The sequence below is a fragment of the Colwellia sp. genome, assembly GCF_013214175.1.
Classification (GTDB): Bacteria; Pseudomonadota; Gammaproteobacteria; order Enterobacterales; family Alteromonadaceae; genus Colwellia.
The window spans coordinates 19,621-45,374 of sequence record NZ_JABSPA010000006.1; the positions used below are offsets into that span (position 1 = coordinate 19,621).

Consider the following 25,754-nt stretch of genomic DNA (forward strand, 5'->3'; position numbering starts at 1 on the left):
TACCTCTTTAGCTGCCTACTAAATCCCTAACTAAGCGAAAACCGGTAATTTCATCCGCTTTACCGTTATGATTGGTGATGCTCGTGCTAGTGCAAACATCCATAGCCGTTTGATATGAGCCACCGACAGCGGCAACTTTTCTACCCGATAGATACACTAATTCTTGAGCATTACCGGCATAATTAACCACACCCCAGGTATTTTGTTTGCCTGTGGTGGTTTTAATCAATTCATCACCCTTGTTAATACCGCGCGAGCTAATTTGACAGTTACGGTTGGAATCAAGGCGATTACCTTTAGACTGTGCGGCATGTAGCCATTCACGTTTATGAGGTAAACGATATTTTTTACCCGTGGTTTTACTCAACCAGTTAATGTAATTAGTCATTTCGGCTAGCGTGATATCGGTTACCGGTAAACGCTTACTGCGACCAGAAATAGCCTTGCAGGCCTTAGATTTATTGCAGTAGACATTGTATTGTGAGATTGAGACTTCGTACTTACCAATGGCAAACGATTTAATTTTATCGCTAGCCGGTATTACCACCATGGTTGGCCCGTTACCGCCAACTTTTAAAGCATCTTTACAAACAGCGCGAGAGCCTCGAGCGCCTAGTCCAGCAATAGACGACTGGCAGCCATCTTTTTCTTTAATCACTACCGCAGCTATGTCTTGGCTGTCATTAAACAGTAGTAACGCATAACGTTTAGCGTCTTTGGCGTAATCCGGGCTAACTTGTCCCATAGTAACAATACAAGACGCTAAGTTTTTGGTAATGGTCTTTTCCGACTTTTGATAGCGGGAATAATCTAAGGTGCGCAGTTTTTCAATGGCAATCTTAAAATCTCGCATATTGAGCCGTTGAGTACAGCTCAGCTGTTCATTTACGTTGGCCATGGCTAAATTATAAAAATTGGTGCTGCTTTTTTTATCGGCCAATTGTGTCTCTTTAGCTTCATTAGCTTTTGCCGTTTGTAGCGCTTTTCTTTGTTTTTCTACTGCCGCTAAACGCCTAGCTTGTTGTGCTTTTTTATCAGCCGCTTCTTTGTCACTTCTTTTTTGCGCTAAGGTAAATGTGTGTTTGTCTAGCTCACTTGGGTCATCGCTATAGCGACTGGCATTCGTTATCAAACCATTAGCGCGAGAAAAACTTGCCGCACTGATAGCCGTGGTAATTTGTGTTAGATATAACTGATAGATTTCTTCTCGTTTGGAAAAGTACCAAGAGGTCGGTTTTTCCGGAAATAAATTAGCCAGCGATTGCATCTCTTCCCACAACGAGCCTTGCCATTCTGCCGAGAAGCTGGGCGAGGCAATAAAGCGATCGATATTTTCTCGTAGTACCTGATAACGAATTTTAAATTCAAGCTGGGTCATTAATTCGGCTTGCGATATTCTCGGCTCTTCAACCTTGCTATATTCATAATAGGCAAACCCTGAAGCGGCAACGGCTACCGCAAACGTAGCAGCTAGCAGCCCATTGGCTTTTTTCTTTTCGGTAATCTCGTTATAAAAAGCTTCCACGGAAACAATGCGATCTTTACGCTCAAAGGCGAGTGCTGCTTCAATCGCTTTCCAGTAACGTTTTTTAATACCTTGAATGCGTTTAGGTTTTAATTTTTTGTCGTAGGCTTCATCAGCGGGTAAACGGGTAAAAGGATGATCGCCAGTAAGCATTTCGTAGGCAATACAACCTAAGGCATAAATATCATCTCGAACATCAGGTACTTGCCCTAAGAGCATTTCACGGCTGGCATAAGCAGGCGTTAGTGCACCAAGATTACCGGCATCAAATACCGTTCTGTCTTGTTCACTATGACTTCGATCAATTTTTTGCACTGCTCGCGCAATACCAAAATCAAATATTTTCGCAGTACCATTCTCAGTAACAAAAATATTGCCTGGTTTTAAATCTGAATGAACTATATCTTCGTTGTGTGCGTGTATTAGCGCTAGACTCATGCCCTGTAAAATATGCAATGCTTCATTACGCGGTAAACCCGTAGCGTGATATTGCTTAACCATTTCATCAAGTGGCTGCCCTATCATGTATTCCATGGTCATGAAAACCACATCACCATCACGGTCAAAATCGTATACTTTTACAGTATTTTGGTTGGCAATATGTTGCGCTTTTTTTGCCTCGCGTTGTAAGGAAATAAAAGCTTCTGGATGGGTTCTAAATTCCTCACTTAATACTTTAATAGCAATATAAGGGTCTCTATCTTGCGCTTCAACTTTTAAGAGATCTTTTGCTTTGTATACCACCCCCATGCCGCCAATACCGAGGATTTCTTCTAGGACAAAGCGACCTTTAAGTATTTTACTATTACCTGTTGATGACTGAGTTGTTGCAGCTTGAACAGTTGCAGCTTGAGTATTGCTATCAGTACTGTCTATTACCGTTGCTGTATCGATTAAATCACGGGCGCTGCCTTGAACATCATTTGTTGAAGTGGCCGTGTTCGGTGAAAAGCTACTTGGGCTAAATCGGGTTGCATCATCAAGTGCTGGCTTAGCAGCTTGTGCTGGTACACGCGCCGCAAAAATAGTTTTATCGGCATCGACGATGCTTGGGCTAATTTCAATTGCCGGCTTGATAGGCGTTCTTGGGGCAAAGACTGTTTTATCTGAGCTATTCGCTTCATTAGTAGCTGTTGTAATTTTTTTAGCACTAGCCTTTGCTTTAGCAACCGATTGAGCTATTTCTTCAGCTTTGCTCTGAGAAATCGGCTTTCTAAACACTGTTTTCGCATCGTCTGGTACTGCACGAGGGTTATCATCTTTATCAGTCGCTATAACCGCTTTGTCAGTTACCATTTGTTCTCTGGCAGGCACAGTCTTTCTAAAGACGGTTTTAGCGTCTTGGTTAACATGATTGTATTGCTTGCCTTGATTAGGTACGCCTGCTTTATCACCTTTATTCGTGCTTAGTGCTTCAGTGTTTCTTTCAGTAAGCAGCGCATCATTATGTTGATCATTAGTTGCCATGACTAAATAAGTACTCCATTACGCTTATACACTGACATTTTGGTGAATGCCTTTAACCAATATAACCGAGACATTGTCTGACGCTAGGTTGTTTAAGGCTGTTTTTATTAATTTATTTACCGATAGTTCCAGAGAAGTTTCGCGCAGACACTGGATAATCTCATCATCTGCCACCGCGTTATATAAACCATCACTGCACAGTAGAAATAGATCCCCTACGCTAACATCAAAAACATCCACATCGATATCAAGGCGCTCTGAGGTACCAACTGCTCGGGTGATAACATTGGCCTCGGGGTGAGTTTTCGCTTCTTCTTCGGAAATTAAACCTTCACTGACCAACTCTGCCACATGGCTATGATCTATGCTTATTTGGCTAAGTTTGTCGTGCCTGAAACGATATAGCCTAGAATCACCTGCCCACAAACAAACACCGACATTGCCTTTAATTAATAACGAAATGAAGGTACTGCCAATAATGCGACCATTTAACTGCGCACGGGAATATTCTAATAAGCGGTTGTTAGCGTCCGTGACGGTATTTTCAATATCATTGACGAAATCATCAAGATTATTTTTCGTGTTTAAGTGACTTAAATGCTCAACGATCATTTGGCTAGCAACACTGCCGCCATCATGGCCGCCCATACCGTCTGCCACTGTCCATAAACCTATTTCAGGCTGGCATAAAAAAGAGTCTTCATTTAAAGGTCTAACGGTGCCAACATCCGTGGCACCCGCACTTGCCCAGGTAAGTGGTCTTCTTATGGTTACGTCATTCATTAACTTGCTATCCGTATGTTATTTCTGGTGCTATCAGCAATATCATGACTAAAAACGTCATGCCCAGCCAAACAATAACCGTCTGCCACTGTCCACAAGCCTATTTCAGGCTGGCATAAAAAAGAGTCTTCATTTAAAGGTCTAACAGTACCTACGTCAGTAGCACCTGCACTTGCCCAGGTAAGTGGTCGTCTTATGGTTACGTCATTCATAATTTACTTCTTTCTCAATTTCCGTATTATTTTCAATATATGTTTCAAATGAGGATTCGAAAGTTATTTAGCTATATAGGTTTTTGGCCAGCCCCAATGGGCCCAGTTACCATCAATCATTGCCGGTAATTGGCTAGAGGGTGGTAATCCCTGCACGGTAAAAAGACAAGGTGAGATATTCTCAGATCCCGTAGTTGACCAAACACTGTAGCTATTTAATGTTGAGCTGAACAAACTATCTAGCAAATGTGCATAGACATTCATCGGTAACTCTTCTTCAAACTGAAAATCAATATGCTGACTGCTTGTTGCTAACTGTTGGCCTGTCTTTAAGTAGGCCATAGGTACCATAGCCGCTTGATGATTTGCCTGTTCAAGCAATTCTTCCAGAGAAAACTGACCATCAAGTGCTTGCAGGGCTAATTCTTCAATATGGGCAAACCAGCGACCATTTGTCGACATAAACTCTAACGGGTTAATGTCATTGCTCAATGGAATAGCAATAGTAAATGGATAGTAACGCCCTACTTGGTCAACGCTGGGTAACACTATGCCGGCCCAATGATTTTCATCAACAACACCGGCCGATAAAACAAAGCGCCAAATGGGGCTAGTTAAATAAATATCTAGCCAAGGTTCGCCAATTTGCTCTTTTGAACTGGCAACAAACAGTTGCAACCATTCATCCCACGAGGTGATAAATTTGGCCGGTAAATTACGATGAACAAAGTCACCGTAACTGGGCAGTTTTCCGTATAAACCTAAAGGTATGTCTGTATTCACTAGATTCTCTCAGGACATTTAAACAAGCTTAACAATTGTTTTTCAAAAGGATTATTGACACTTTTCGCTTTGATTTTATAAGATATTGTATGTCTAGCATCAAAAGACTGTCTTTCATCATCACTGTTATTAGAAATGGCATAGGTCACTAAATAGGTACTAGATTCACTGGTTTTGGTCAATTTGGATTGCGCTAATAACCTAAACCAAGCCCATGGCCCTTCAAAGGTTTCACTGTGCTGTTGTTCATTTAAATCTTCAAAAACAATGCGCACTCGGCTTTGTTCACTATCAGCTGACCACTTCAGAGTTTTCCAAAACTTAGGACCATGACTGTAAGTGATTCGGTTAGCGCCCACTTCCAGCATAAATCTGACATTATTTTTTGGCATAGCATTCGGTTTTAAGCTAAAGCCTAAACTCGGTGTTTCCGCATTTTCTCGAAACAAGACCTTCTTAATTTCTAAGGCGCGCTGAATTTGTCGTAAGGTCGCTTTTGACAGACCTAAGTTGTACTTATCTATGGTTTTATTTTTCCAGCCTCGGCGGGTAGTTATAAAGGGTTTAACATTCTCTTGATAGAAAGTATCAACCGTGCCATTGGGTTTAAAGAAGGCGACAAAATCAAATAAGGCGATGTCGTTATCTGAATTTTTAGCGACCGGATAACGCCCTTCAATGCTGTTCATATAAGGTTGGTAAACTGTGTTTCGCCACTCATTGTTGATATGTTGATGGGCAGAGCGCAATATCACTCGCCATGTTTCATCGGCAAGACTCGTTAGCCAACGTTTAACTGGCTTAGGCATATTTTTCGCGTAAGAGTGCAGCGCGGTAATGGCATTATCAGCGCCATTTTGATAGCGAGCCTTAACCAATTTAAACGCTTTTCGGCTAGGGTCTGACGCTAAGCTGATACTATTTACCATTTCTTGCAGCTGAGATATTTTTAACAAGGCGGTGTTTATCGCCGCTGGCTGTTTTTTACTCTCACGCAACAATACATTAATACTGCGATACCTTTTATCAACCGAGGTCCACTTGGTTTTTGAGGCAGCAAAATCAGCAAGTCCACCTGCTATGCCTGTGGTATTGTCATCAGACAGGTTAGCGGCTGTTTGGCTCGACAGCTGAGTATTGCTCGAAGTGACATTCAGTATTGCCACTATGGGTGAATAAATTGGATCAGCAAAACTGCTCAGTAAATTACTGGTTTGTAATATGTTTTTCACTGGTTTGATATTTAGGGCATCATATATTTGCTGCCAATGTTTATTATAATCGGCCAAGTAAAGTGCTTTTACTTTTTTACTGATGTCATCAAGATCATCACTAATAAAAGCAACCTCTTGCTTAGCTTCATCATGCAGTAACCAACGCTCGTTAGCTATGCTGACAATAAAGTCTGAGTCTGCTGAGAAGTCTATTTCATCGTAACTTGCTTTGGTAAATAGCATAGGAATAGTTAGCTTAGCTTCGATAGCCGGGCTAACTCGATAACTGTCTTGTACGGCGCCGCCCATTTCTGCCAGCATATTAATAGGCTGAGCATATTCAGCTGTAGTGCGAATGCGTTGATAAATACGTTGCGAGATAGGCATACGCAATAAACGCTGGCGAGTTGACACCACTAATGATTTATTTAACTCTGCCGGTCTTATAGTTAAGGCAAGTAGTGCAGTTAGATGTGCTTCAAGTGCCTGTTTGTTATCTCTTTGCTGAGAAAACTCATCTTGCCATTTGTTTAAAAACCATTCTTCAACGAGTTTCCTATCCATATGTTCAAGTTTATTAAACATAATATAAGTTCTAAAGGCGCTATAAAGCTGTTCATTGCTACCGCTTCCCTTTAAATGTATTTCAACATACTTTATTAATTTCGGATAAAAGACATGGGTTAAGTGGCTTTGATAAGCCTCATTTGCCGCCTCATCAACGCTGGTGTCATACATACCTAAACTATTTAGCCAAGGATTTTGATCTTGATCATAAACAATACTGGCTTTCGCTAAGGCGTTAAGTGTAGGTAAGGTATTGCGAATATCAGATGACCAACGGCTTTGGTTTTTAACTTGCTCTTGGTACTCGGCGACATAGCCCTCAACTTCATGCATGTAAGTTCCATGCTGAGAATAAGCGCCCGTCCACATCACCACTAAAGCAACGGAGATAGCAGCCATGGTGGTATAAGCCGCACGCTGACCCCATTTAATTACTTTTTCATAAAATCGATTGGCGCCAACCAGCTCAGATTCAGTAAAAATAACATCTTTAAAAAGCTTACCTAAGAAGTAACTTTTTCCTTGCTGTAATGCTGAGTTATTGCCGGTATTAGCAAAGCCAAAGTTAGATGAAACTGAAGCCATTAAGCGATCGATAGGGGTGCCATCTTGTGTGCCACTGGTAAAATAAACACCGCGGAGATAAGGCTGTAAGCTAAAGCGGTTTTGTACAAAAGTTTGCTGAACAAAGCTATCAACCATCTCTTGCAAGTTTTCCATTTGCTGTGGAAAGCCTTGAATAGCACTACGGCGCTTGATATCACGTTCATTGTGTACTCTAAACAGCACACGCTGATATAAGCCTTTAATGATATTTTTATATTCTTGGCTAAGTTTGGCAAAATCAGGGGCTTTCGATGGTTCAGGTGAATCTGGTAAAGAGATACCAAATACTTGTTCGCGCTCTTCTTTACCTAGGTCTTCGAAAAACTCACTAAAACCTGAGACGAGATCACACTTAGTGAACATCAAATAAACCGGAAAACGTACTTCAAGTTTTTCCATTAACTCGTCGATACGGGTTCTAATAATCTTTGCGTGCTTAGCGCGCTCTTCTTCGGTTTGTGTTAATAGCTCTTGTATACTAATAGCGACAATAGCGCCATTGATTGGTCTTCTACGTCTATGTTTTTTAAGTAACTTAAGGAAACCTTCCCATGCTGAGCTATCAACCACTTTATGGCTATCTTGGGTGGTATATCGGCCGGCAGTATCAATTAATACCGCATCATTAGTAAACCACCAATCACAATTTCGGGTGCCGCCCACGCCTTGTAAAGCGCCTTTACCGAACTGCTCAGCAAGAGGAAAATCTAAACTAGAATTCACTAACGCAGTGGTTTTTCCTGAGCCTGGCGGACCAATAATAATGTACCAAGGTAATTCATATAACGCAGACTTAGCACCACTGCCATTAAAGTTGAGCTTTTTAAGGGTTGTTAATGCTTGTGTAAAACGTTCGCTCATCTGGGTCATTTCATCAGATTTTTGCTCGCTAATTATATCGCCTGCAGAGTCTTCTTGAGCGCTTTGTAAGTCATTAACTAGGTTGTTATTACTTTGTTTTTCTTGGTGCTGAATTCTTAAGTTATTGATGCCCCACAATAATGACATCACTAAAATAGTGATTAATCGTGCGCTTTCTGACTGTAACGGTGCACTATTGTCTTCACCAAATTTAAACGCTGGGCCAATAAACCAAATAAGTAACGCTAAGATGATTAAACCAAAAGCGGAGATGACAATTCTATTTTTAAAAAAAGCTATGATATTTTTCATTAAATACTCAGATAATTTTTTAAACTACTTACTTATAACGACTTAACTAAACGACTTACTTATTAGCGACTTATTTATTGTGAGTTAGCTGCTGGTAAATCTTTTGCTACTTGGTTATTTTCGCTTTTGATCTCAGTTAGCTGCTGACTTACTGAGTCTGAGGATTGATCTAACCAATACCTAAAGCCAGAGTAAGTTAACGCCATTAGCCCAACGACCACACTGGCAACAACCCACATGGGTACATAGTTTGAAAGGGTATTTTTAGAGTTAGCTAAGCCTTGCCAACAAGGTGATAACGAGCGTTCATACTCACCTCGGTAGCTACGAATGATATGAAATAAGTCATCACGTAATTGTTCTAATTGATCTCTGCCGCGAGCGATAACCCGATACTTTCCTTCATAGCCTAAGCTCAGGCAAATATAAATCAGTTCAAGTGCATCAATATTTTCCGCAGGGCTATTGCGTAGACGATCTAAAATGGCAAAAAATTTCTCACCACCAGCGGTTTCTTTATGAAATATACCGAGCAGAGTTCTTTGATTCCAAGCACTTTCAGCGCCCCAAGGGGTATTTAATACCGCCTCATCTAAGATGGTACAAAGTAGGTAACGAGCGATCATGACAGTATCTTCTTTAACACCAGCATTTCTAGCCTTGATATCAAAGGCTTTTATTTCTCGATCAAGTTGTTGATGCAAACTACCGACATTGGGGTGACTGAGTGATTCACGCGTTTTTGAAAATACCGCTAATAAGGTAGCTGCAGCATTCACTAACGGGTTTAAGCCACAAGTAGTAGAGAAATCATCGGGCACATTAGCTCTTACCCTGCTCACAGGTTGAGCTTGCTGAGGCTGATACGGTTGCTGCATCGGCGCAGGCTGTGACGCTTGATTACTGGGTGCACGGCCACCGGGCATTGGACGAACTACCGTACCATCACCTCGGTTAATGGGTTGTCTAAATACCGTTTTATCTGGATTATCAACTGACATCTTCATTCCTTTGAGGTAAGTGAGTTACTGGCGTATAGACCAAAGCTCAAGTTCTAGCTCTGGATAGTCAGCACCGATATGGAAGGCGAAGCCGCCTGAGTGGCTGAGCTCTTTCCAGAAGTCATTATTTCGTTCAAGCTCAAAGTAACAATAACCGGCATGATAAGGGATTTGCCTTGGTGCAACCGGTAAAGGTTTCAGTGGAATACCCGGCATTGCCGCATTCACTAATTGGCGAATACGTTCAACAGGACCCACTTTAACCGTGGCAGGAAATTGATTGCGTAAATTATTTTCTGGTATTGCCGCACGTACCGCTAAGACAAAAACACCTGAGCTAAGTAAACTTCTATCGGTAATTTGCGCCACTCTAATGCCAAACTTCTTCTCAACTAGCGGCATTGATACTGCAGTTTGCTCATAAACCATGCTTAAACATTGTCTTAATGAGGTCATTACCGGGGTAAATGTTTGCTGCAAATTTCCATGTAAGTAAGCACCAAAGCTTGGTGGTCTTTTAGTTTCAGTAACAAAGGTAGAAAACTCGCCGACCATTTGCACTAGCTCTGTGTATAGCTCGAGCGGGTGCAAAGTTTGCAGTTTTGATAGATGTGCAGCCAAAGGCTCTAATCGATTGATCATTTGCAACATCATATAGTCAGCAATTTCGGCGGTACCACCACGCTGAGTATCCGCTAAACGACCGGCAATTGATTCACCGCGATGATGTAATAAACCAACCAGTTCGGTTAAGAATCCTGATAATTTTGCCGTGGTTGAGCAATCTAGACATGAAGGAATATAATTATCATCAAGTAAGACGTTTTTATCTTCTCGGGTTTCAACAATTTTTAATAAAGCGATAGTGGCATAACCACTTAAATCATCAGAGCCCAGTAATAACCTTAATCTAGGTTTGCCAACAGCAATATCTAATGATTCACCACCATCAAAAGTAACATCTCTAATAGCCTGTTTGGAAGAATAGTAGCGAGCTAAACCTTGTGATTCATCATTAGATAAAATCTCAAGTGCTCCTGGACGCTTAACAGGTATCGCAAGATAAACTATCTGATTAGTAGTATTTTCAGGTACTTCAAATACGTCTGGACGATCGTTATGATCAGGAAAGCTAAAGGGCGTACCATCGGGGAAAATACCCGAAGATCTTATTAGCGATATTTTCCCTAATTTCAATAGTTCTTGGTCTAAATCCAGTTGATTAATACCCCAAGCATAAGCTCCCATTGCTGAGCATTTACCCTGAATATACCTTTCTAAGTAACGTTCCTGCTGCTGGAAATGGTGCGGATTTAAGAACATCCCTTCTGACCAAACTACTTTACTATCTAATGACATAAGATCCCGCTAATTTATTATTATTCCATTTACTTCAATTAGTCTTCACTGGTGACTTATAATTTGTCCGCCAGTGAAGCTGATTTCTTTAAGGTGATTACTTTAAAACAATCATCTTATTTTCAAACAGTTGTACCTTAGCCGTTGAACTAACTACGTTAGTTTCTGCCACAGGTATAATGACTTTATATTTGGCATCTTCATATTGAAGAAACTCAGCGTATAAACCGATATATTTTGTGCCCTTACTTAAGACAAATCTGGCCGTACTATCTTCACTAGGCTGAATTGGCTTTAACGACTGTTGGGTAATCATAGTTTTACCTAATACCTCTGAGTCTCTTTCATATAAGTCGATAAAGTTAGCGTTTTCAAAAGCCTTGGTAGACTTTAATTCATACATTCTGATAATGAGTGGCGATGATACTTTGCTGTCATCCGGGTTGACACTTTTGTCTACCACAAAGCTCAATTGTAAATCGGTATCAAGGTCTAAGAAACCACCAACTTTACTGTTTACTGACGTACATGATGCAAGTGAAAAAGCCATTGCTGCTATCGCAATTACCTTAGCCAACTTGAGCTTACCGAAAGTAAATTTTCCGAAAGTTAGGTTGCTGATATAACATTTACTTAAATTAAGTGTACTGAAATTAAATCTGCTCATTATTTTTCCGTAAATTAGTTAATAGATTCATCGTTGTTACTGTCATTGTTAGTATCATTTGGCGATAACCTAGCGCTGATTAAACGCTGCATTTGATCTTCATAAGCTTGCACAAAGTCATAGCCAAATAAATGTTGAAAAGAATCATCAAGGTTTTCAACTAAGCCTTGGTGATATTCCTTATAGGCTGACCAACGCTTACTTTTTTGCCCTAGGCTTAGCAAACTTGAACTCTTGTATTTTTCAAAACGGCTTTCTAAATTACTGGGATCAAATCTTTCTATCATACCTCTAAATGCAGCTTGCATACCGGCAATTACCGCCACCTGGTGCTCGGCAATACCTTGAAAACCTTCTCTTACCGCAGCAACTGGCGTTTTATAAGCATTGTTCTCTTTGATGAACATATTTTCCATAGCATCATCGATATTGGCAGAGAATTTTAATGGGTTGTTTTCAACAGATTGAATGGTAGTAACATTGATGCGAAATTCTTCTTTAATTTTCTTTCTAAATTTTAATACCCGCATCATGCCTTGCATGGTTTCGCGCATTAACAGTCCAACAGTGTCATTGATTTCTGCCACTTTCTTATCGTCTAAATTCCACTTACCAAGACCCATGGAATTAACAACAGTTTGTGTTTCAGTACTACCACTTGCTGGTGAACTTGGCACACCAGATACTGATTGCACTTGCAACAATTGCTGTTTCAATTGCGCCACTTCAAGCTGTAATTGTTGGTTCTTTAATTCGAGCGCGGCATAAGCGACAGCGCTATGCTGACTAGTTGCTACCGGCGTAGGTTCATGAAGCGCATTAGTTTGCAGCTCTGGTGCGGCAACAGGCTTTGCTGTAACTATTGGCGCTGCAAAAGCTTGTGGTGCGGCTACTGGCGTTGGTGCAGGTATTGGTGCAGATATTGGTGTTTCAAACGGTGAACTTGCCCCAGAGATTGGCGCCATAGCAGGGGGGAAATCAGCAAGCAGGTCATCATCATCCCAATCATCAGGAATTAAGCCTGCTTCTTGGTTGGCCTTAGGCCAACTAATTGCATCTGTGGCAGCATTGTTACTTTCAATTGAGGTACTTGTTGCTGCGGTAAAGTTATCTGCAGTAATGCTCTCTGTAGAGAAAGCATCTGCTGAAAAACTATCAAGGCTATTTATTGGCTGGGCAAAAGGATCACTGGCTGATTGTGCGCTGTCTAATAATTCAAGTGGGTCAATTTGTTCGGCGTCAAACGCTGACAGTGGATTATTAATCGAACTACTCTGCTGAATACCTGAAGCAAATGGATCACTACTAGCTGAGGAAAAAGGATCATTACCTGATGATGTTTGAGAGAAAAAATCATCTTGTCCTGCGGTTGGAGCACTTATATCTGAGAAACCAGAAAAGTCTGCAAAAGGATCGCTACTACTATTAGTGTTAGTCGCACTTTGGAAGATATCTGCGTTAGCCATCTCGTTGGGGATATTAGCGATAAATTCATAATCACTGATGGTAAAACGGTCACCATCGTTTAAGCCAACTTGATTACCATTACCAATGGGCTCAGCTGCGCCATTAAGAAAGGTACCATTGGTACTTAAATCTGTGAGAAAATATTGCTCTGCGACACAAGCTATTTTGGCATGAACAGATGACATATATTTATTAGGATCATCTAGTACCCAGAGGTTATTGCTGCCGCGTCCTAGCGTACCACCAGCTTCAGGAAATGTATGGCTTGATTTGCCTACATCAACATTACTTGGTGAGTTAATAATGGTTATTTCAATTGCCATAAGATCATTCCTTGATAAGGGAACCTCATCATCATTAATCAAAGAACATCATGTTCTTACTTCTATCGTTAAGTTATTGATTCAATTTCCGCAATAAAGTTAGGCTTATAAAGTCAAATAAAGTTCAGGATAAAACCCTGTTTTCATAGGCTTTAGCACCTAATATTAATAAAACCTCCCAGTAAAAGAACCGATAAATTTGCAAGTCATGTTACAGATGATTAATGATAAAAGCTATCAAAATTAACATCGAAAAGCCAATGTTTAACTTAATATTTACTTAAGCAAGTATTCCAAGATAAACTTCTCTAAACCCCTACTTTAATGATTGTTTTACAGTCAATTAATGTTTTTTTCGAGAGTTAATTGAAACAGCTGGTTAACAATGTAATCAGGCTGTTAATAATTATTTATCGGGGCTATTGCAAATAAAGCCATTCCATAATAATCTTCTCAGTAAGAAGGACTAAAAATAATAATACGGAGATTACAAATTCAATGCCCTCACCCGCACTAATTGATATTCCAGCCATGCTAGCCCCTATTGAGGGAGAGCTTAGCGTTGGTAATGATCTTCGTCTTGACACTGCTCACTCATCCGATTACTCGCAAATAAAAGATGCTAGGCGCGCCGCCCGTGATGCCGAACGCAATAATATGTTTGATGGTGATAGCACAGAAGCAAATGAACAGTGGCAGAAGATTTTTTTATTAGCACCTAAAGTTATAGCAACCCAAGCTAAAGATGTTGAGCTTGCCTGCTGGCTTACCGAGGCTTTAGTGCGTAAGTCTGGCTTCCAAGGCCTTAAAGATGGCTTTAGCTTAATTAGACAATTAATTGAAAACTTCTGGGAGCAAGGTTTATACCCAGTAGAAGATGAAGATGGTATTGAAACCCGTGTTGCCCCTATCGCCGGCTTAAATGGTGAAGGTGCAGACGGTGTGTTATTAAGTCCTATCCGCAATTCATTTATCACTGAAGACGCTTCTTATGAGCCCTATAGTTTATGGCAATACCAACAAGCCATAGACATTAGTCGCCTTTCTGATGAGCGCAAACAGCACGATCAAATAGAACGTATTGGCTTTTCAATGGAAAATATTGATAAAGCTGTCGCGAATTCGTCAAGCGAATACTACAGCAACTTATATCAAGACATTGAAGTTTGCTTAACTGAATATCAAGCAATAGATAAGCTGTTAACCGAATTTTGTGGCAGCCATGAAGCACCACCAAGCAGTAAAATAATTGAACTTCTTCAAGATGCTAAAGGCGCTATTAACCATATAGCTAAAGCAAAGCTACCTATTATCACCGACACCAGTGATGTCGATGAAGAAAGTGACAGCGAGCAATTAGATGAACAAGCAACAAGCTCAGCCGCTAGCCAAAACAGTGCCGTAACTAACGCATTAAATTCTCGAGATGATGCTTTCAAACAATTAAACACCATTGCTGAATATTTTAAGAAAACAGAACCACATTCACCCATCTCGTATATGTTAACGAAAACGGTGAAGTGGGGGAATATGCCACTTGAAGAGCTGATGAAAGAGCTTATTCCAGACTCCTCTTCAAGAGATACTTATAGCTCCCTTACCGGAGTAGGTGTTGACGATTCATAGCGGACTTCACTTTGTCCGAGCAGGTAATGCGCGAACTAGTGCGAAAATATTGTCGCTAACTAGCAAACTTAATTTTTTATACACGGAGAAAAACCATGGCGGAAAGTATTCATAACAAACTGAAAAGAGTAAGGAAACCTCGTGTACACATTACTTATGATGTCGAAACGAATGGCGCAGTAGCTAAAAAGGATATCCCTTTTGTTATGGGTGTCATGGGTGATTACTCTGGTGATAATACCAAAGATAAAAAGGCCTTAAAAGATAGAAAGTTTGCACAAATTGATCGTGACAATTTTAACGATATCATGGCGAAAACAGCACCAAAATTAAATCTAAAAGTTGCTAATACTTTGGCGGATGATGGTAGTGAACTAGCTATTAACCTTGATTTTAATCATATGGAAGACTTTGAACCGCATAAAATTGTTGAGCAAGTTGAGCCGCTGAAAAAATTACTACAAACTCGTGATAGATTACGCGATTTATTAAGTAAAGCTGATCGCTCAGATGAGTTAGAGGATATCTTAGAAAATATTCTCAACAATACCGATGCGCTATCTTCTTTGTCTAGCGAATTAGGTGTCAACGCTGAAAACAATGAGGGAGATAAATAATGTCTGCAGAAGAAACTTTATCCAGCCAAACAGAAACAACTGATGTACTAGAAGTGAGCTTTTTAGAACAAGCGATTAGTGCCACTAAGCAAACTCCAAGAGATGAGACCGAGGCGTTGTTAAAAACCCTTACTCAAGAAGCGCTGAATGGCACTGTAACTTGGGATAAGAGTTTAACGGTTACCATTAATGCCGCTATTGACGCCATTGATGCCGCTTTGTCTAAGCAGCTTTCTGCCATCATGCAAGACCAAAAATTTAATAAATTGGAAGGTTCTTGGCGCGGTTTACATCACACAGTGATGAACTCTGAAACTAGTTCACAATTAAAGATTCGTGTACTTAACATCACCAAAAAAGAAATTTATAAAGATCTTGAGAAAGCGGTTGAGTTTGATCAAAGCCAGACATTCAAGAAGATTTATGAAAGCGAATTTGGTACTGCCGGTGGTGAACCTTATGCAGCCTTAATTGGTGACTTTGAGTTTTCTTCTCACCCAAATGACATCGATTTATTATCAAATATTTCTAACATTGCCGCCGCAGGTTTTTGTCCATTCATTGCAGCAACAGCGCCAGAAATGTTTGGTTTTGAATCCTTTGCCGAACTTTCTAAGCCGCGTGATTTAGAAAAAATCTTTGACTCTGCCGAGTACATCAAATGGCGTAGCTTCCGTGATAGTGACGATTCTCGTTTTGTTACTTTAACTATGCCACGTGTGCTAGCCCGTCTACCTTATGGTCAAGATACCAAGCCAATTGAAGCCTTCAATTTTGAAGAAGGTACACTTGGCGAAGACGGTCTACAACGCCAAAGCAAGCATGACCATTATTGTTGGATGAATGCAGCTTACGCAATGGGCGCAACCCTAGCACGTTCATTTGCTGAATATGGCTGGTGTACCAGCATTCGTGGCGCTGAAGGTGGTGGTAAAGTTGAAGGTTTACCAAGTCATACTTTTGTTAGTGATGATGGTGATATTGATCAACAGTGTCCAACAGAAATTGGTATTACCGATCGTCGTGAAGCTGAGTTAAGTAAATTAGGTTTCTTACCACTATGTCATTATAAAAATACTGATTACGCGGTATTCTTTGGTGCACAAACTACACAAAAACCGAAGAAGTTTGATGATCCAGATGTAACGGCTAACTATGAAATATCGGCTCGCTTACCTTATATCATGGCGACTTCACGTATTGCACATTTCTTAAAAGTAATGGGTCGCGATAAAATTGGTTCATTTATTGAAGCTTCAGAAGCAGAAGAGTGGCTTAACAAGTGGATCAATGGCTATGTAAATAATAGTGCTGATGCTAGTGCTGAAATGAAAGCACGTTACCCATTAAGAGAAGCGAAAGTGGAAGTAAAAGAAGTACCAGGTCAGCCAGGTGTTTATAGTGCTATTGCACATTTATGCCCTTGGTTACAAATGGAAGAGTTAAGTGCTTCCCTTAGACTAGTAGCGAAAATTCCAAAATCTAGTTAATTGACCGCAGTAAAGTGATACCTATTGGCTGTTAAAGTCACTTGGTATCATTTTGACTATGAGGGAATAAATAATGAAGCAGGCTGCTGTTTTTGCCAAACACACAAAAATATCGATTACGGTTGCGTTTTTTAAGCTGTCGTACTTTTGTTTTTCTGTACAGCGACAACCAGTTTCTGGGTTATTTATTTCCTCATTTAGCCAATCACTAAAACAATTTCACCCCCTCATTTTATTAGCAAAAAAGCTTTAACGTGGCCTATTCTCCTACACTCATGAGCAAGCCAACGCCAGCACAACGTGATAGCGAAAATTTTAATTCGGTACCTTTTGATGCTGTATTAGAACAACCCGCCTACCTTACTAATTTAACCCAGCTACTTGATGAAAAAGACGATACTAAAGCTTTGCAGTATTGCATTGAGCACTTTGTCGATAAAAGCAAACTGACCTCAGCTAAAACCGTCAGGAATGCCTTGCTTAGACTGGTTGCTGATCTTGATGAGCAAATAAATGAGCAAGTAAATCATATTATTCATCACCCTAGACTGCAAAAGCTTGAAGCTTCATGGCGCGGCTTATGGCTATTGGTTAAACAAGCGGAAGGTTATCGCAGTATAAAAATAAAAGTGCTCGATATGCGCTGGACCGAAGTCGTTAAAGACATCAGCAAAGCCATGGAATTTGATCAAAGCCAACTATTTCAAAAAATATACAGTGATGAATACGGCACGCCCGGTGGTGAGCCTTATGGTGCCATTATTGGTGATTATGAAATTAGTCACCGCATCAGTAAAGAACATCCCACCGATGATATCTCTACTTTAGCGGGCATAGCACAAATAGCCGCAGCGTCTTTTTCACCCTTTATCGCTGCTGCCGCCAGTGACTTATTTGGTATGGATGATTTTTCTGGTTTAGGGCAACCGATAGATTACGAGAAAATATTTACCCAAACAGAATACATCAAGTGGAATACCTTAAGAAAATCAGCCGATACCCGCTTTGTTGGCTTAGCTTTACCTAAAATATTAATGCGCCGGCCTTACCAAACAACTATGGGCAGTTATAAAGGCATTAATTTTTATGAAAAAAGCTCTGCAAATGGTGAGAACAACCTTTGGGGCAATGCCTGTTACGCTTTTGGCTGTATTTTAATTAGAGAATTTGCCGATATAGGTTGGTTTGGTCACATTCGTGGCGCGCCGAGAAATCAACTCTCTGGTGGTGTTTTTAAAGAATTAGCGGTAGATAGCCACGCCACCGATGCCAACGATATTGCTTTTAAACCAACGACTAATGTCATTATTACTGATGCTATCGAAAAGAATATTAGTGAACTAGGCTTTATCCCCCTTTGCCAAGGTTATTTATCACCTTACACCACATTTTATAATAACCAGTCGATACACAAACCTAAAAAATACAACAACCTAGATGTAAATACCAATGCAAAAATATCGTCTATGCTGCAGCATGTATTGTGTGGCGCGAGAATATCCCATTTTATTAAATTAATGGTGCGCGACAAAATTGGCTCTTTTATCAGCGCCGATAAATGTGAAGATTACATCAGACAGTGGTTGATGAAATACACCACGGGCAGTGAAGATCTAGACTGGCAAGAACAAGCAAAATATCCTTTAAAAGAAGGCTATGTACGGGTAAAAGAGCATCCCAATAAACCAGGGCATTATTTATGTGTTATCCACATACAACCCCATTATCAGCTAGACCAAATGGTTTCAGAGCTGGAGCTAGTGACTGAACTAGCCTCTTTTAGGAAGTAACCATGGCGCGTATTGATAAAGACAAGAAATTACGACCTTCAATTTTAGACCGGCTCTTTGATGATGAACCTCATAATCAAGTCGAGAAAAAATTGGAGCATCACCAAGTATTAAAACAATTACGCAGCAGTATTCGCCGAGACTTAGAATCCCTGTTAAATACCCGTTTTCACTTAATACAACCAAGCAGTGACTTGACCGAAGTTGATAAATCCATATTTAATTATGGTTTGCCCGACCTTGCCACAGTCAACATCATGGATGTTGAGCGACGCAAAAAGTTTATCAGTCATTTAGAAAGTACCTTGAAAAGTTATGAGCCTAGATTTAAATCTGTCAGTGTCTCTTTCATTGAAAACGCCGACAACATAGATAGAACCTTACGTTTTCGTATTGATACTGTTATTTACGCAGATCCACTGCCAGAAGTTGTTGTTTATGACTCGATACTTGACTCGGTGACTCGCGCTGTAAGCGTTAAGGAACTTTAATTATGTCTGATGAGCTACTACCCCAAGTTGTTGTTTATGATTCTATTATTGACCCTATGCTTGACTCCGTGACTCGTGCTGTTAGCGTTAAGGAACTTTAACCATGTCCGATGAACTACTCCAGAAACATTTGTTTATTACCCTATGCTTGACTCTGCCTTGCTATTTAATGCGCGCTGTAAGCGTTAAGGAAGTTTAATTATGTCCGATGAGCTATTACCCTTTTATGAAAAAGAGTTGGTCTATATACGCCAACTTGGTGGAGAGTTCTCAAAAGAGCACCCTAAAATCGCCTCACGTTTAGGCATTAATAATGACAGTATTGAAGACCCACATGTTTCTCGTTTAATCGAGAGTTTTGCGTTTTTAAATGCCCGTATTCAGCATAAGCTAGACGATGACTTCCCTGAAATAAGTGATGCTTTGCTTGGTACCTTGTACCCGCATTATCAGCGTCCCATTCCGGCTATGTCGATTGTGCAATTTGTTGCCGACAAAGAGCAGTTAGATTCAAATTACACCATTGCCAGTGGTACCTTATTAGAGACCACACAATTTCAAGGTGAGAATTGCCGTTTTACCACCAATTATGAAATCCCCTTACTGCCTATTGAAGTTGTATCAGCAAGTTTAATGGCTAAGCCCTTTTTTACCCCAGGCTCTGCCAAGATTAGAGGCGCAGAAAGTGTACTTAAGCTGTCACTGAAAACCTTTTCTAAAGATATTAATTTCGCCGATTTAGCAGTAGATAAGCTACGCTTTTATCTTAAAGGGCAAGCGCAACATATTAACCCGCTGTATGAGATGTTGCTCAATGATTGTAATCGCACTTTTATGGCCATTTCAGAGCAAGATACTCAACCTGTTGATTTGGGCATCAAGGCTATTCAACCAGTGGGTTTTTCCACCAGTGAAGGCATGTTGCCCTACCCCGACGCTTCTTTTATTGGTTACCGGTTATTAACCGAGTATTTCGCCTTTCCAGAAAAGTTTATGTTCATTGATATTGTTGGCTTGGCGGATAAGTTAGCCACACATAACAGTGATACCTTAGATTTTTATATCTACCTCAATGAGAGCAATGTTGAACTTGAGCATAATATTTCTAAGGCAACATTTAATCTAGGTTGTACACCTGTAGTCAATTTATTTGCCCACAGCGCTGACCCAATAAAACTTGAACATACCCAACACGAGTATAAAGTTACCCCAGACTCACGTCGCTCAACTGGCTATGAAGTTTATAGTATTGACCAAGTGACCGCGTCTTCTTATTACGGTGACGATGTTGATTTTCTGCCCTTTTATGGCATGAATCACGAGCAGCAAGAAAGTAATTCTCATGCATTTTGGTTTGCTGCCCGTCGTAATGCCAAACTTGATACTTATGATAGAGATGAAGGCACAGATGTGTTTTTATCCTTAGTGGATTTATCGTTTAATCCAAATATCCCAGAAGATCGCACCATCACTATTGAAACCACCTGTAGTAATAGGGATTTGCCGCAAAAACTGCCCTATTCAGTGGGTGAGTCGCAACTGCAATGTACCGACAGTGCGCCACCGTGTTCAGCAATACGTTACTTAATGCAGCCTACTGCGGTGATTAGACCACCGCTTCGAGATCATGCTAGATGGCGATTAATTTCTCACTTAAATCTGAATTTTTTATCGATAACAGGTGGCAGTGACGCCTGCTTAGCCTTAAAAGAAATTCTACGTTTATATGATTTTAAGGGCTCAGCGGTTACCCGTACCTTAATAGAGTCGATTACCCAAGTACAAGCGAAACCGATAAGTGCACCATTGACTATTGATGGCCATACCGCCATGTGTCGCGGCATCGAAATCACAGTGAATATTGATGACTCGTTACTTAGCGGCAGTAGTGTTTTCCTTTTTTCTACCGTATTGGAACACTTTTTTGGCTTGTATTGCTCGATTAACTCTTTCACCCGATTACTGATAAAAACAAAAAATAAAGAAGGCTATTTAAAGAAATGTCCACCGCGAGCTGGCGAAAAAATACTGCTGTAATTGATAAATTAGCTCAGCAGCCTTATCTGTTTTCCTTTAAGCAGGCTGTTAGGGTAATTGAGCGCAGCAATAACTATAACGACATGGTTGAAACTTCGGCAATTCAATCTGTGGGCCGCTTTATGCCGCCTCAATCTGAATGCATACGCTTTACCAGCCGCCAATCGCTATCATTTCCTTCCGCTGAAATTTCATCGATTGAACCCTTGTATCAAGATAACAAAGAAAATAATCAATGGAAAATGGAGCTGAATTTTATTGGTTTAACCGGTAGTAATGGTGTACTGCCTTATCACTATACTGAAACGGTATTAAAACGCTTAAAACTTAAAGACAAAACCATTAGTGAGTTCTTTAATTTATTTAATCACCGAACTGCATCGTTATTTTTTCAGTCATCGGTTAAATACTTTGCTCCACTAGAGTATGAACGCTGCCGTTTAGCAAATAACAGTTCGACCCTAACGAGTAATGGTCAAACGAATAGCACTCAAAAAAATAGGGCCGACAGCAGTAAAGCTAAAACAGATAATTTCACCCAAATGTTACTGTCATTGATTGGATTAGGCACAGCTAACCTAACAGACCGCCTTTACACCAAAGATGAATCATTACTGCGTTATGCCGGCCTGTTAAGTAGCTCGGTGCGCACAGCCTCTGGTCTCAAACAAATTCTTGAAAGCCACTTTAACTTACCGGTTGAGATAAAAGAATTTGTTGGTCAATGGCAGCCCTTGATTGACGATGTCAGAACAAGAATGCCCATGAACGGTGATGCTGGACAAAATAATCAATTAGGCAAAACTGTGATGTTAGGCAAAAAAGGTTTTTTCGCTCAGGGTAAAATAAATATTATTTTGGGGCCTCTCACGGCTAAGCAATTAAAGCAGTTCACTCCACAAACCCCTCATCTTAAAGCGTTGGATGAACTTGTTCGCCTGTATCTAGGCTTTGAACATGATTATAGTTTTATCTTGCGTACGCTAAAAAAAGATCGGCCTAGTAAGGTGAGTTTTTCGGCTAACAACAAACCCATTTTAGGCTGGACCAGCTGGTTATCTAGTAGGCCTTCAGGTGCTGAACACGGTAATACAAGTGGTGACAATACTGTGATAGATATACCGATTTCGGTGAGGTAACAGATGATAAATTCTAACCGTCATAGTAACAAACAACATTTGCCATTAAGGCGACTTTATTCGCTATTAGCTTTGTTGGCTATGACTACGATCAGTGCTTGCTCTAGCAGAGTTGCTAATGAGCTAACGGATATTACCGTGCTGGCACAAGGTGAAAGTATCAAAGAAAGGCCCGAAATGGCCGAGGCTTGTAAAGGTTTTTATGTTAGCCCAGAAAAGCTAAAAGATTTTTTCCAATACGCTGCGTTAACCCATGAAGAGCGAGTTAATAACAATTATGAAAAACTGCCTTGTTACTCTTCAGGCACCGCTTATTTAGGTGATGATGAGATCCAATGGGTGCTTAGAGCAGGTGGTGTCGGTGAGTTTCAAAGCCTACAGCATAAAACGCAAAACAATAACCAAGATCAGACACAAAAAAGTTTCACCAAAATTTGCGGCGTATCATGCTGCGACAATGTACAAGGCGTTTGTTAGTACCAACACTACTGGTGAACAAGTGGGCAATTATTTAATGAAATGTGTATAAATTAACATCACGTGAAAAAAGGGAATAGATATGGTTACAATTGATTTAAAATCATTAGTCGGTAGGTTGAATGAAACCTCTCGCAATGCGCTAGAAGGAGCTGCGGGACTTTGTCTTTCACGTACTCATTATAATGTCGAAATTGAACATTGGTTATTAAAATTATTAGAAGTACCCGATAGTGATATCTTGGCGATTTTTGATAAATTTGATATCGACTTAGGCAAACTTCATCAAGACTTAAACCGAGAATTAGACCGTATTAAAGGTGGCAATACCAGAGCACCGGCATTATCACCAAGTATTGTTGATATCAGCAAAAATGCTTGGATGCTAGCTTCCGTGGAATATGGTCATAACGTAGCAACTTCAGCCCATATTTTAACGGCCTTAATGCTCGATGATACTTTACGTCAATCAACGTCAGCATTGTCGGGTGAGTTAAACAAAATTCAACCTGAATCATTACGCGAAGTAACCCGCGCTATTGTCGGTACTACCGCTGAATCACTATCAAGCGCTATGGGCGACACCTCTAACGGCAGTGCGCCAGCTATTGGTGCGCCAAGTAAAACACCATCGTTAGATAAATTCACCATCAATTTAACCGATGAGGCCAAACAAGGCAAAATCGATCCCATTTTAGGGCGTGATGAAGAAATTAGACAAATCATTGATATTCTAATTCGTCGCCGTCAAAACAACCCAATTTTAACCGGTGAAGCCGGTGTCGGTAAAACTGCAGTAGTGGAAGGTTTTGCCCTGCGTATTGCGGCTGGTGATGTGCCTGATGCCTTAAAAGATGTTTGTGTACGCACCTTAGACCTAGGTTTATTACAAGCGGGTGCCAGTGTTAAAGGTGAGTTTGAAAATCGTTTAAAGTCTGTGATTGCTGAAGTTAAAGCCTCGCCACAGCCTATTATTATGTTCATCGATGAAGCACATACTTTAATTGGTGCCGGTGGTAAAGAAGGTCAAGGCGATGCGGCTAACTTATTAAAGCCCGCTTTAGCCCGTGGTGAGTTACGCACCATAGCGGCAACGACTTGGGCAGAATATAAAAAATATTTTGAAAAAGATCCGGCCTTAACACGACGCTTCCAAGTGGTAAAAATTGAAGAGCCAAGCGAAGAAAAAGCCATCAATATGATGCGCGCCATAGCGGAAGTATTACAAAACCATCACGGTGTCCGCATTATGGATGAAGCGATTGTTGATTCAGTTAAGTTATCAAGCCGTTATATTACTTCACGCCAATTGCCTGATAAGTCGGTAAGTCTACTCGATACCGCCTGTGCTAGGGTTTCTTTGAGCCAAAGTTCAACCCCAGAAGCCATTGAAAACACTCGCCGTAATATTACTCAAGCAAAAACCACAGTTAAATCATTGGAGCGTGAGCAAGCGACCTTAGGTGATCATCAAGAAACTATTGATGAGTTAAATGCAGAACAAGCCTCGCTGAGCGAATTATTAGTGTCACAAGAAGCGCAGTGGCAAGAGGAAATGGCCCTAGTTGCTAAAATTCACAGCTTTCAGCAGCAAATCGAGCAGAGCCTAGCTGCGGCAGATAAGTCAGAGAAATCTGCTAAAACAGTTAAGTCTGCTAGCAGTGAAATAGCTGAAAATACTAAAGCAGATGATAAAGCTGAGACTAAATTATTAACTGCCGATGAGATTGCCGCCACTAAGCAAGAATTACATGAGTTGATGGCAAGCTTAACTGAATTGCAAGGCGATGAGCCTATGATTCAAGTTAACGTCGGTAGTCAGGCTATTGCCGAAGTTGTTGCCAATTGGACCGGAATCCCGGTTGGTAAAATGGTTTCAAACGAAATCAAAGCAATTATGGGTCTAAAAGATACCTTACAAAAACGTATTATTGGTCAAGACCATGCATTAGAAGCAATAGCTGAATGTATCAAAACATCACGTGCTGGCTTAACGGATCCACGTAAACCGGTCGGTGTATTCTTTATGGTTGGCTCAAGTGGTATTGGTAAAACCGAAACCGCCCTTGCCCTTGCTGATGAACTGTATGGCGGCGAGCAAAACATTACCTGCATCAATATGTCGGAGTTTAAAGAAGAGCATAAAGTTTCTATGCTGCTTGGCTCTCCTCCTGGTTATGTTGGTTACGGTGAAGGTGGTGTTTTAACTGAAGCTGCGCGTAGAAAACCGCACAGTATTATCTTATTGGATGAAATGGAAAAAGCGCATCCTGGTGTGCAAGATATTTTCTATAACTTATTTGATAAAGGTACCATCAAAGATGGTGAAGGTCGTGATATCGACTTTAGAAACACCATTATCATAATGACCTCAAATGCTGGTGAAGAGCATATCCGTGCCATTTGTGCGCAGAGTGAAGAGCGACCGGATCCGGAAGTGTTATTAGATAACTTTCGACCACAGTTACTTAACTATTTCAAACCAGCATTCCTTGGCCGTACCACAGTTATTCCTTATTACCCACTAGGTGATGAGGACTTACTGCAAATATGTAAAATCAATATGAACCGTATAGCTAAACGCGTTAAAGATCATTACAACGCCAGCTTTAGTTATGACGATGAAGTGATGTTACACATTTTAGCGAGAAGTCAGGAAGTTGATACCGGTGCACGTAATATTGAAAATATTTTAACCCGTACCTTATTACCTGAAATGGCGGTTGAGTGTTTAACTAAACTTTCTAATAACGAGCAAATATCGCATATAGAAGTCAATGTTACCGAAGAAGGTTTGTTTACTTACCAGATAACCAGTAAATAAGCTGACGACTTATTAATGTGAATAGCAGTAGTAGCAACTGAGCGTTTTAGTTGCGACTACTGCTAAGTTCACTTTATTAGTTTTTCACTATTTTTAACAGTCCAGTTCAAACTAAC

Annotated in this window: 18 protein-coding genes; 9 read left to right on the top strand and 9 right to left on the bottom strand. The window is 40.5% G+C overall.

The genetic code is table 11. From position 1 onward, the window contains the following. Positions 1–7 precede the first annotated feature (7 nt). The 9 genes from HRT55_RS14495 to tagH all read right to left on the bottom strand — a co-directional run bounded on the left by HRT55_RS14495 (position 8) and on the right by tagH (position 13,147). Entirely contained in the window at positions 8–2,992 is a 2,985-nt protein-coding gene (locus tag HRT55_RS14495; protein ID WP_291622394.1) for a bifunctional serine/threonine-protein kinase/formylglycine-generating enzyme family protein, read from the bottom strand. Between the two features lie 24 nt (positions 2,993–3,016). Continuing rightward, positions 3,017–3,775: a protein phosphatase 2C domain-containing protein gene (locus tag HRT55_RS14500; protein ID WP_291622395.1), complete on the bottom strand. Its 759-nt coding sequence runs from the start codon at positions 3,773–3,775 to the stop codon at positions 3,017–3,019. Next, positions 3,775–3,987, bottom strand: coding sequence for a hypothetical protein (locus HRT55_RS14505; protein WP_291622396.1), 213 nt, complete (start codon positions 3,985–3,987; stop codon positions 3,775–3,777). Before HRT55_RS14505 ends, HRT55_RS14500 begins: the two co-directional genes overlap by 1 nt. Before the next feature lie 63 nt (positions 3,988–4,050). After that, positions 4,051–4,770, bottom strand: coding sequence for a type VI secretion system-associated protein TagF (tagF, locus tag HRT55_RS14510; RefSeq protein ID WP_291622398.1), 720 nt, complete (start codon positions 4,768–4,770; stop codon positions 4,051–4,053). Further along, positions 4,770–8,330: a type VI secretion system membrane subunit TssM gene (tssM, locus tag HRT55_RS14515; protein ID WP_291622400.1), complete on the bottom strand. Its 3,561-nt coding sequence runs from the start codon at positions 8,328–8,330 to the stop codon at positions 4,770–4,772. The genes tagF and tssM overlap by 1 nt, the downstream gene beginning before the upstream one ends. A 74-nt stretch (positions 8,331–8,404) precedes the next feature. Further along, positions 8,405–9,331, bottom strand: coding sequence for a type IVB secretion system protein IcmH/DotU (icmH, locus tag HRT55_RS14520; RefSeq protein WP_291622402.1), 927 nt, complete (start codon positions 9,329–9,331; stop codon positions 8,405–8,407). A 24-nt stretch (positions 9,332–9,355) separates the two neighbouring features. Then, positions 9,356–10,690: a type VI secretion system baseplate subunit TssK gene (gene tssK / locus HRT55_RS14525; protein ID WP_291622404.1), complete on the bottom strand. Its 1,335-nt coding sequence runs from the start codon at positions 10,688–10,690 to the stop codon at positions 9,356–9,358. A 97-nt stretch (positions 10,691–10,787) separates the two neighbouring features. After that, the gene (gene tssJ / locus HRT55_RS14530) at positions 10,788–11,357 is read right to left on the bottom strand and encodes a type VI secretion system lipoprotein TssJ (RefSeq protein WP_291622406.1); all 570 of its coding nucleotides are present in this window, start codon (positions 11,355–11,357) and stop codon (positions 10,788–10,790) included. A gap of 14 nt (positions 11,358–11,371) precedes the next feature. Then, on the bottom strand, positions 11,372–13,147 hold the full coding sequence (tagH, locus tag HRT55_RS14535) for a type VI secretion system-associated FHA domain protein TagH (RefSeq protein ID WP_291622408.1): 1,776 nt from the start codon (positions 13,145–13,147) through the stop codon (positions 11,372–11,374). 498 nt (positions 13,148–13,645) lie between these two features. On the opposite strand from tagH, the gene tssA reads away from it, so the two are divergent. From tssA to tssH, 9 genes are all read left to right on the top strand, one after another. Beyond that, entirely contained in the window at positions 13,646–14,773 is a 1,128-nt protein-coding gene (gene tssA / locus HRT55_RS14540; protein ID WP_291622410.1) for a type VI secretion system protein TssA, read from the top strand. 95 nt (positions 14,774–14,868) lie between these two features. After that, on the top strand, positions 14,869–15,390 hold the full coding sequence (tssB, locus tag HRT55_RS14545) for a type VI secretion system contractile sheath small subunit (protein WP_291622412.1): 522 nt from the start codon (positions 14,869–14,871) through the stop codon (positions 15,388–15,390). Further along, positions 15,390–16,880 (top strand): type VI secretion system contractile sheath large subunit, encoded by a 1,491-nt coding sequence (tssC, locus tag HRT55_RS14550; RefSeq protein WP_291622415.1) that lies wholly within the window; start codon positions 15,390–15,392, stop codon positions 16,878–16,880. The genes tssB and tssC (HRT55_RS14550) overlap by 1 nt, the downstream gene beginning before the upstream one ends. 254 nt (positions 16,881–17,134) lie before the next feature. Then, a complete protein-coding gene (gene tssC, locus HRT55_RS14555; RefSeq protein ID WP_291622416.1) occupies positions 17,135–18,670 on the top strand; it encodes a type VI secretion system contractile sheath large subunit in 1,536 nt (511 codons plus the stop codon). A gap of 2 nt (positions 18,671–18,672) precedes the next feature. Beyond that, entirely contained in the window at positions 18,673–19,161 is a 489-nt protein-coding gene (gene tssE / locus HRT55_RS14560) for a type VI secretion system baseplate subunit TssE (RefSeq protein WP_291622419.1), read from the top strand. A gap of 201 nt (positions 19,162–19,362) precedes the next feature. Then, positions 19,363–21,198: a type VI secretion system baseplate subunit TssF gene (tssF, locus tag HRT55_RS14565; protein ID WP_291622421.1), complete on the top strand. Its 1,836-nt coding sequence runs from the start codon at positions 19,363–19,365 to the stop codon at positions 21,196–21,198. Next, a complete protein-coding gene (gene tssG / locus HRT55_RS14570; RefSeq protein WP_291622423.1) occupies positions 21,162–22,337 on the top strand; it encodes a type VI secretion system baseplate subunit TssG in 1,176 nt (391 codons plus the stop codon). The genes tssF and tssG overlap by 37 nt, the downstream gene beginning before the upstream one ends. A gap of 3 nt (positions 22,338–22,340) precedes the next feature. Continuing rightward, a complete protein-coding gene (locus HRT55_RS14575) occupies positions 22,341–22,814 on the top strand; it encodes a hypothetical protein (RefSeq protein ID WP_291622425.1) in 474 nt (157 codons plus the stop codon). Positions 22,815–22,896: 82 nt separating this feature from the next. Continuing rightward, entirely contained in the window at positions 22,897–25,638 is a 2,742-nt protein-coding gene (gene tssH, locus HRT55_RS14580) for a type VI secretion system ATPase TssH (RefSeq protein ID WP_291622426.1), read from the top strand. The last annotated feature ends 116 nt before the right edge of the window (positions 25,639–25,754 follow it).

Excerpts from the sequence above, each read along its gene's own strand:
- tssF (WP_291622421.1), top strand. The coding sequence starts at position 19,363 with ATGTCCGATGAGCTATTACCCTTTTATGAAAAAGAGTTGGTCTATATA.
- tssA (WP_291622410.1), top strand. The coding sequence starts at position 13,646 with ATGCCCTCACCCGCACTAATTGATATTCCAGCCATGCTAGCCCCTATT.
- tssM (WP_291622400.1), bottom strand. The coding sequence starts at position 8,330 with ATGAAAAATATCATAGCTTTTTTTAAAAATAGAATTGTCATCTCCGCT.
- HRT55_RS14500 (WP_291622395.1), bottom strand. The coding sequence starts at position 3,775 with ATGAATGACGTAACCATAAGAAGACCACTTACCTGGGCAAGTGCGGGT.
- tssJ (WP_291622406.1), bottom strand. The coding sequence starts at position 11,357 with ATGAGCAGATTTAATTTCAGTACACTTAATTTAAGTAAATGTTATATC.
- icmH (WP_291622402.1), bottom strand. The coding sequence starts at position 9,331 with ATGTCAGTTGATAATCCAGATAAAACGGTATTTAGACAACCCATTAAC.
- HRT55_RS14505 (WP_291622396.1), bottom strand. The coding sequence starts at position 3,987 with ATGAATGACGTAACCATAAGACGACCACTTACCTGGGCAAGTGCAGGT.
- HRT55_RS14575 (WP_291622425.1), top strand. The coding sequence starts at position 22,341 with ATGATAAATTCTAACCGTCATAGTAACAAACAACATTTGCCATTAAGG.
- HRT55_RS14495 (WP_291622394.1), bottom strand. The coding sequence starts at position 2,992 with ATGGCAACTAATGATCAACATAATGATGCGCTGCTTACTGAAAGAAAC.
- tssH (WP_291622426.1), top strand. The coding sequence starts at position 22,897 with ATGGTTACAATTGATTTAAAATCATTAGTCGGTAGGTTGAATGAAACC.
- tssE (WP_291622419.1), top strand. The coding sequence starts at position 18,673 with ATGGCGCGTATTGATAAAGACAAGAAATTACGACCTTCAATTTTAGAC.
- tssK (WP_291622404.1), bottom strand. The coding sequence starts at position 10,690 with ATGTCATTAGATAGTAAAGTAGTTTGGTCAGAAGGGATGTTCTTAAAT.
- tagH (WP_291622408.1), bottom strand. The coding sequence starts at position 13,147 with ATGGCAATTGAAATAACCATTATTAACTCACCAAGTAATGTTGATGTA.
- tssB (WP_291622412.1), top strand. The coding sequence starts at position 14,869 with ATGGCGGAAAGTATTCATAACAAACTGAAAAGAGTAAGGAAACCTCGT.
- tssC (WP_291622415.1), top strand. The coding sequence starts at position 15,390 with ATGTCTGCAGAAGAAACTTTATCCAGCCAAACAGAAACAACTGATGTA.
- tssG (WP_291622423.1), top strand. The coding sequence starts at position 21,162 with ATGTCCACCGCGAGCTGGCGAAAAAATACTGCTGTAATTGATAAATTA.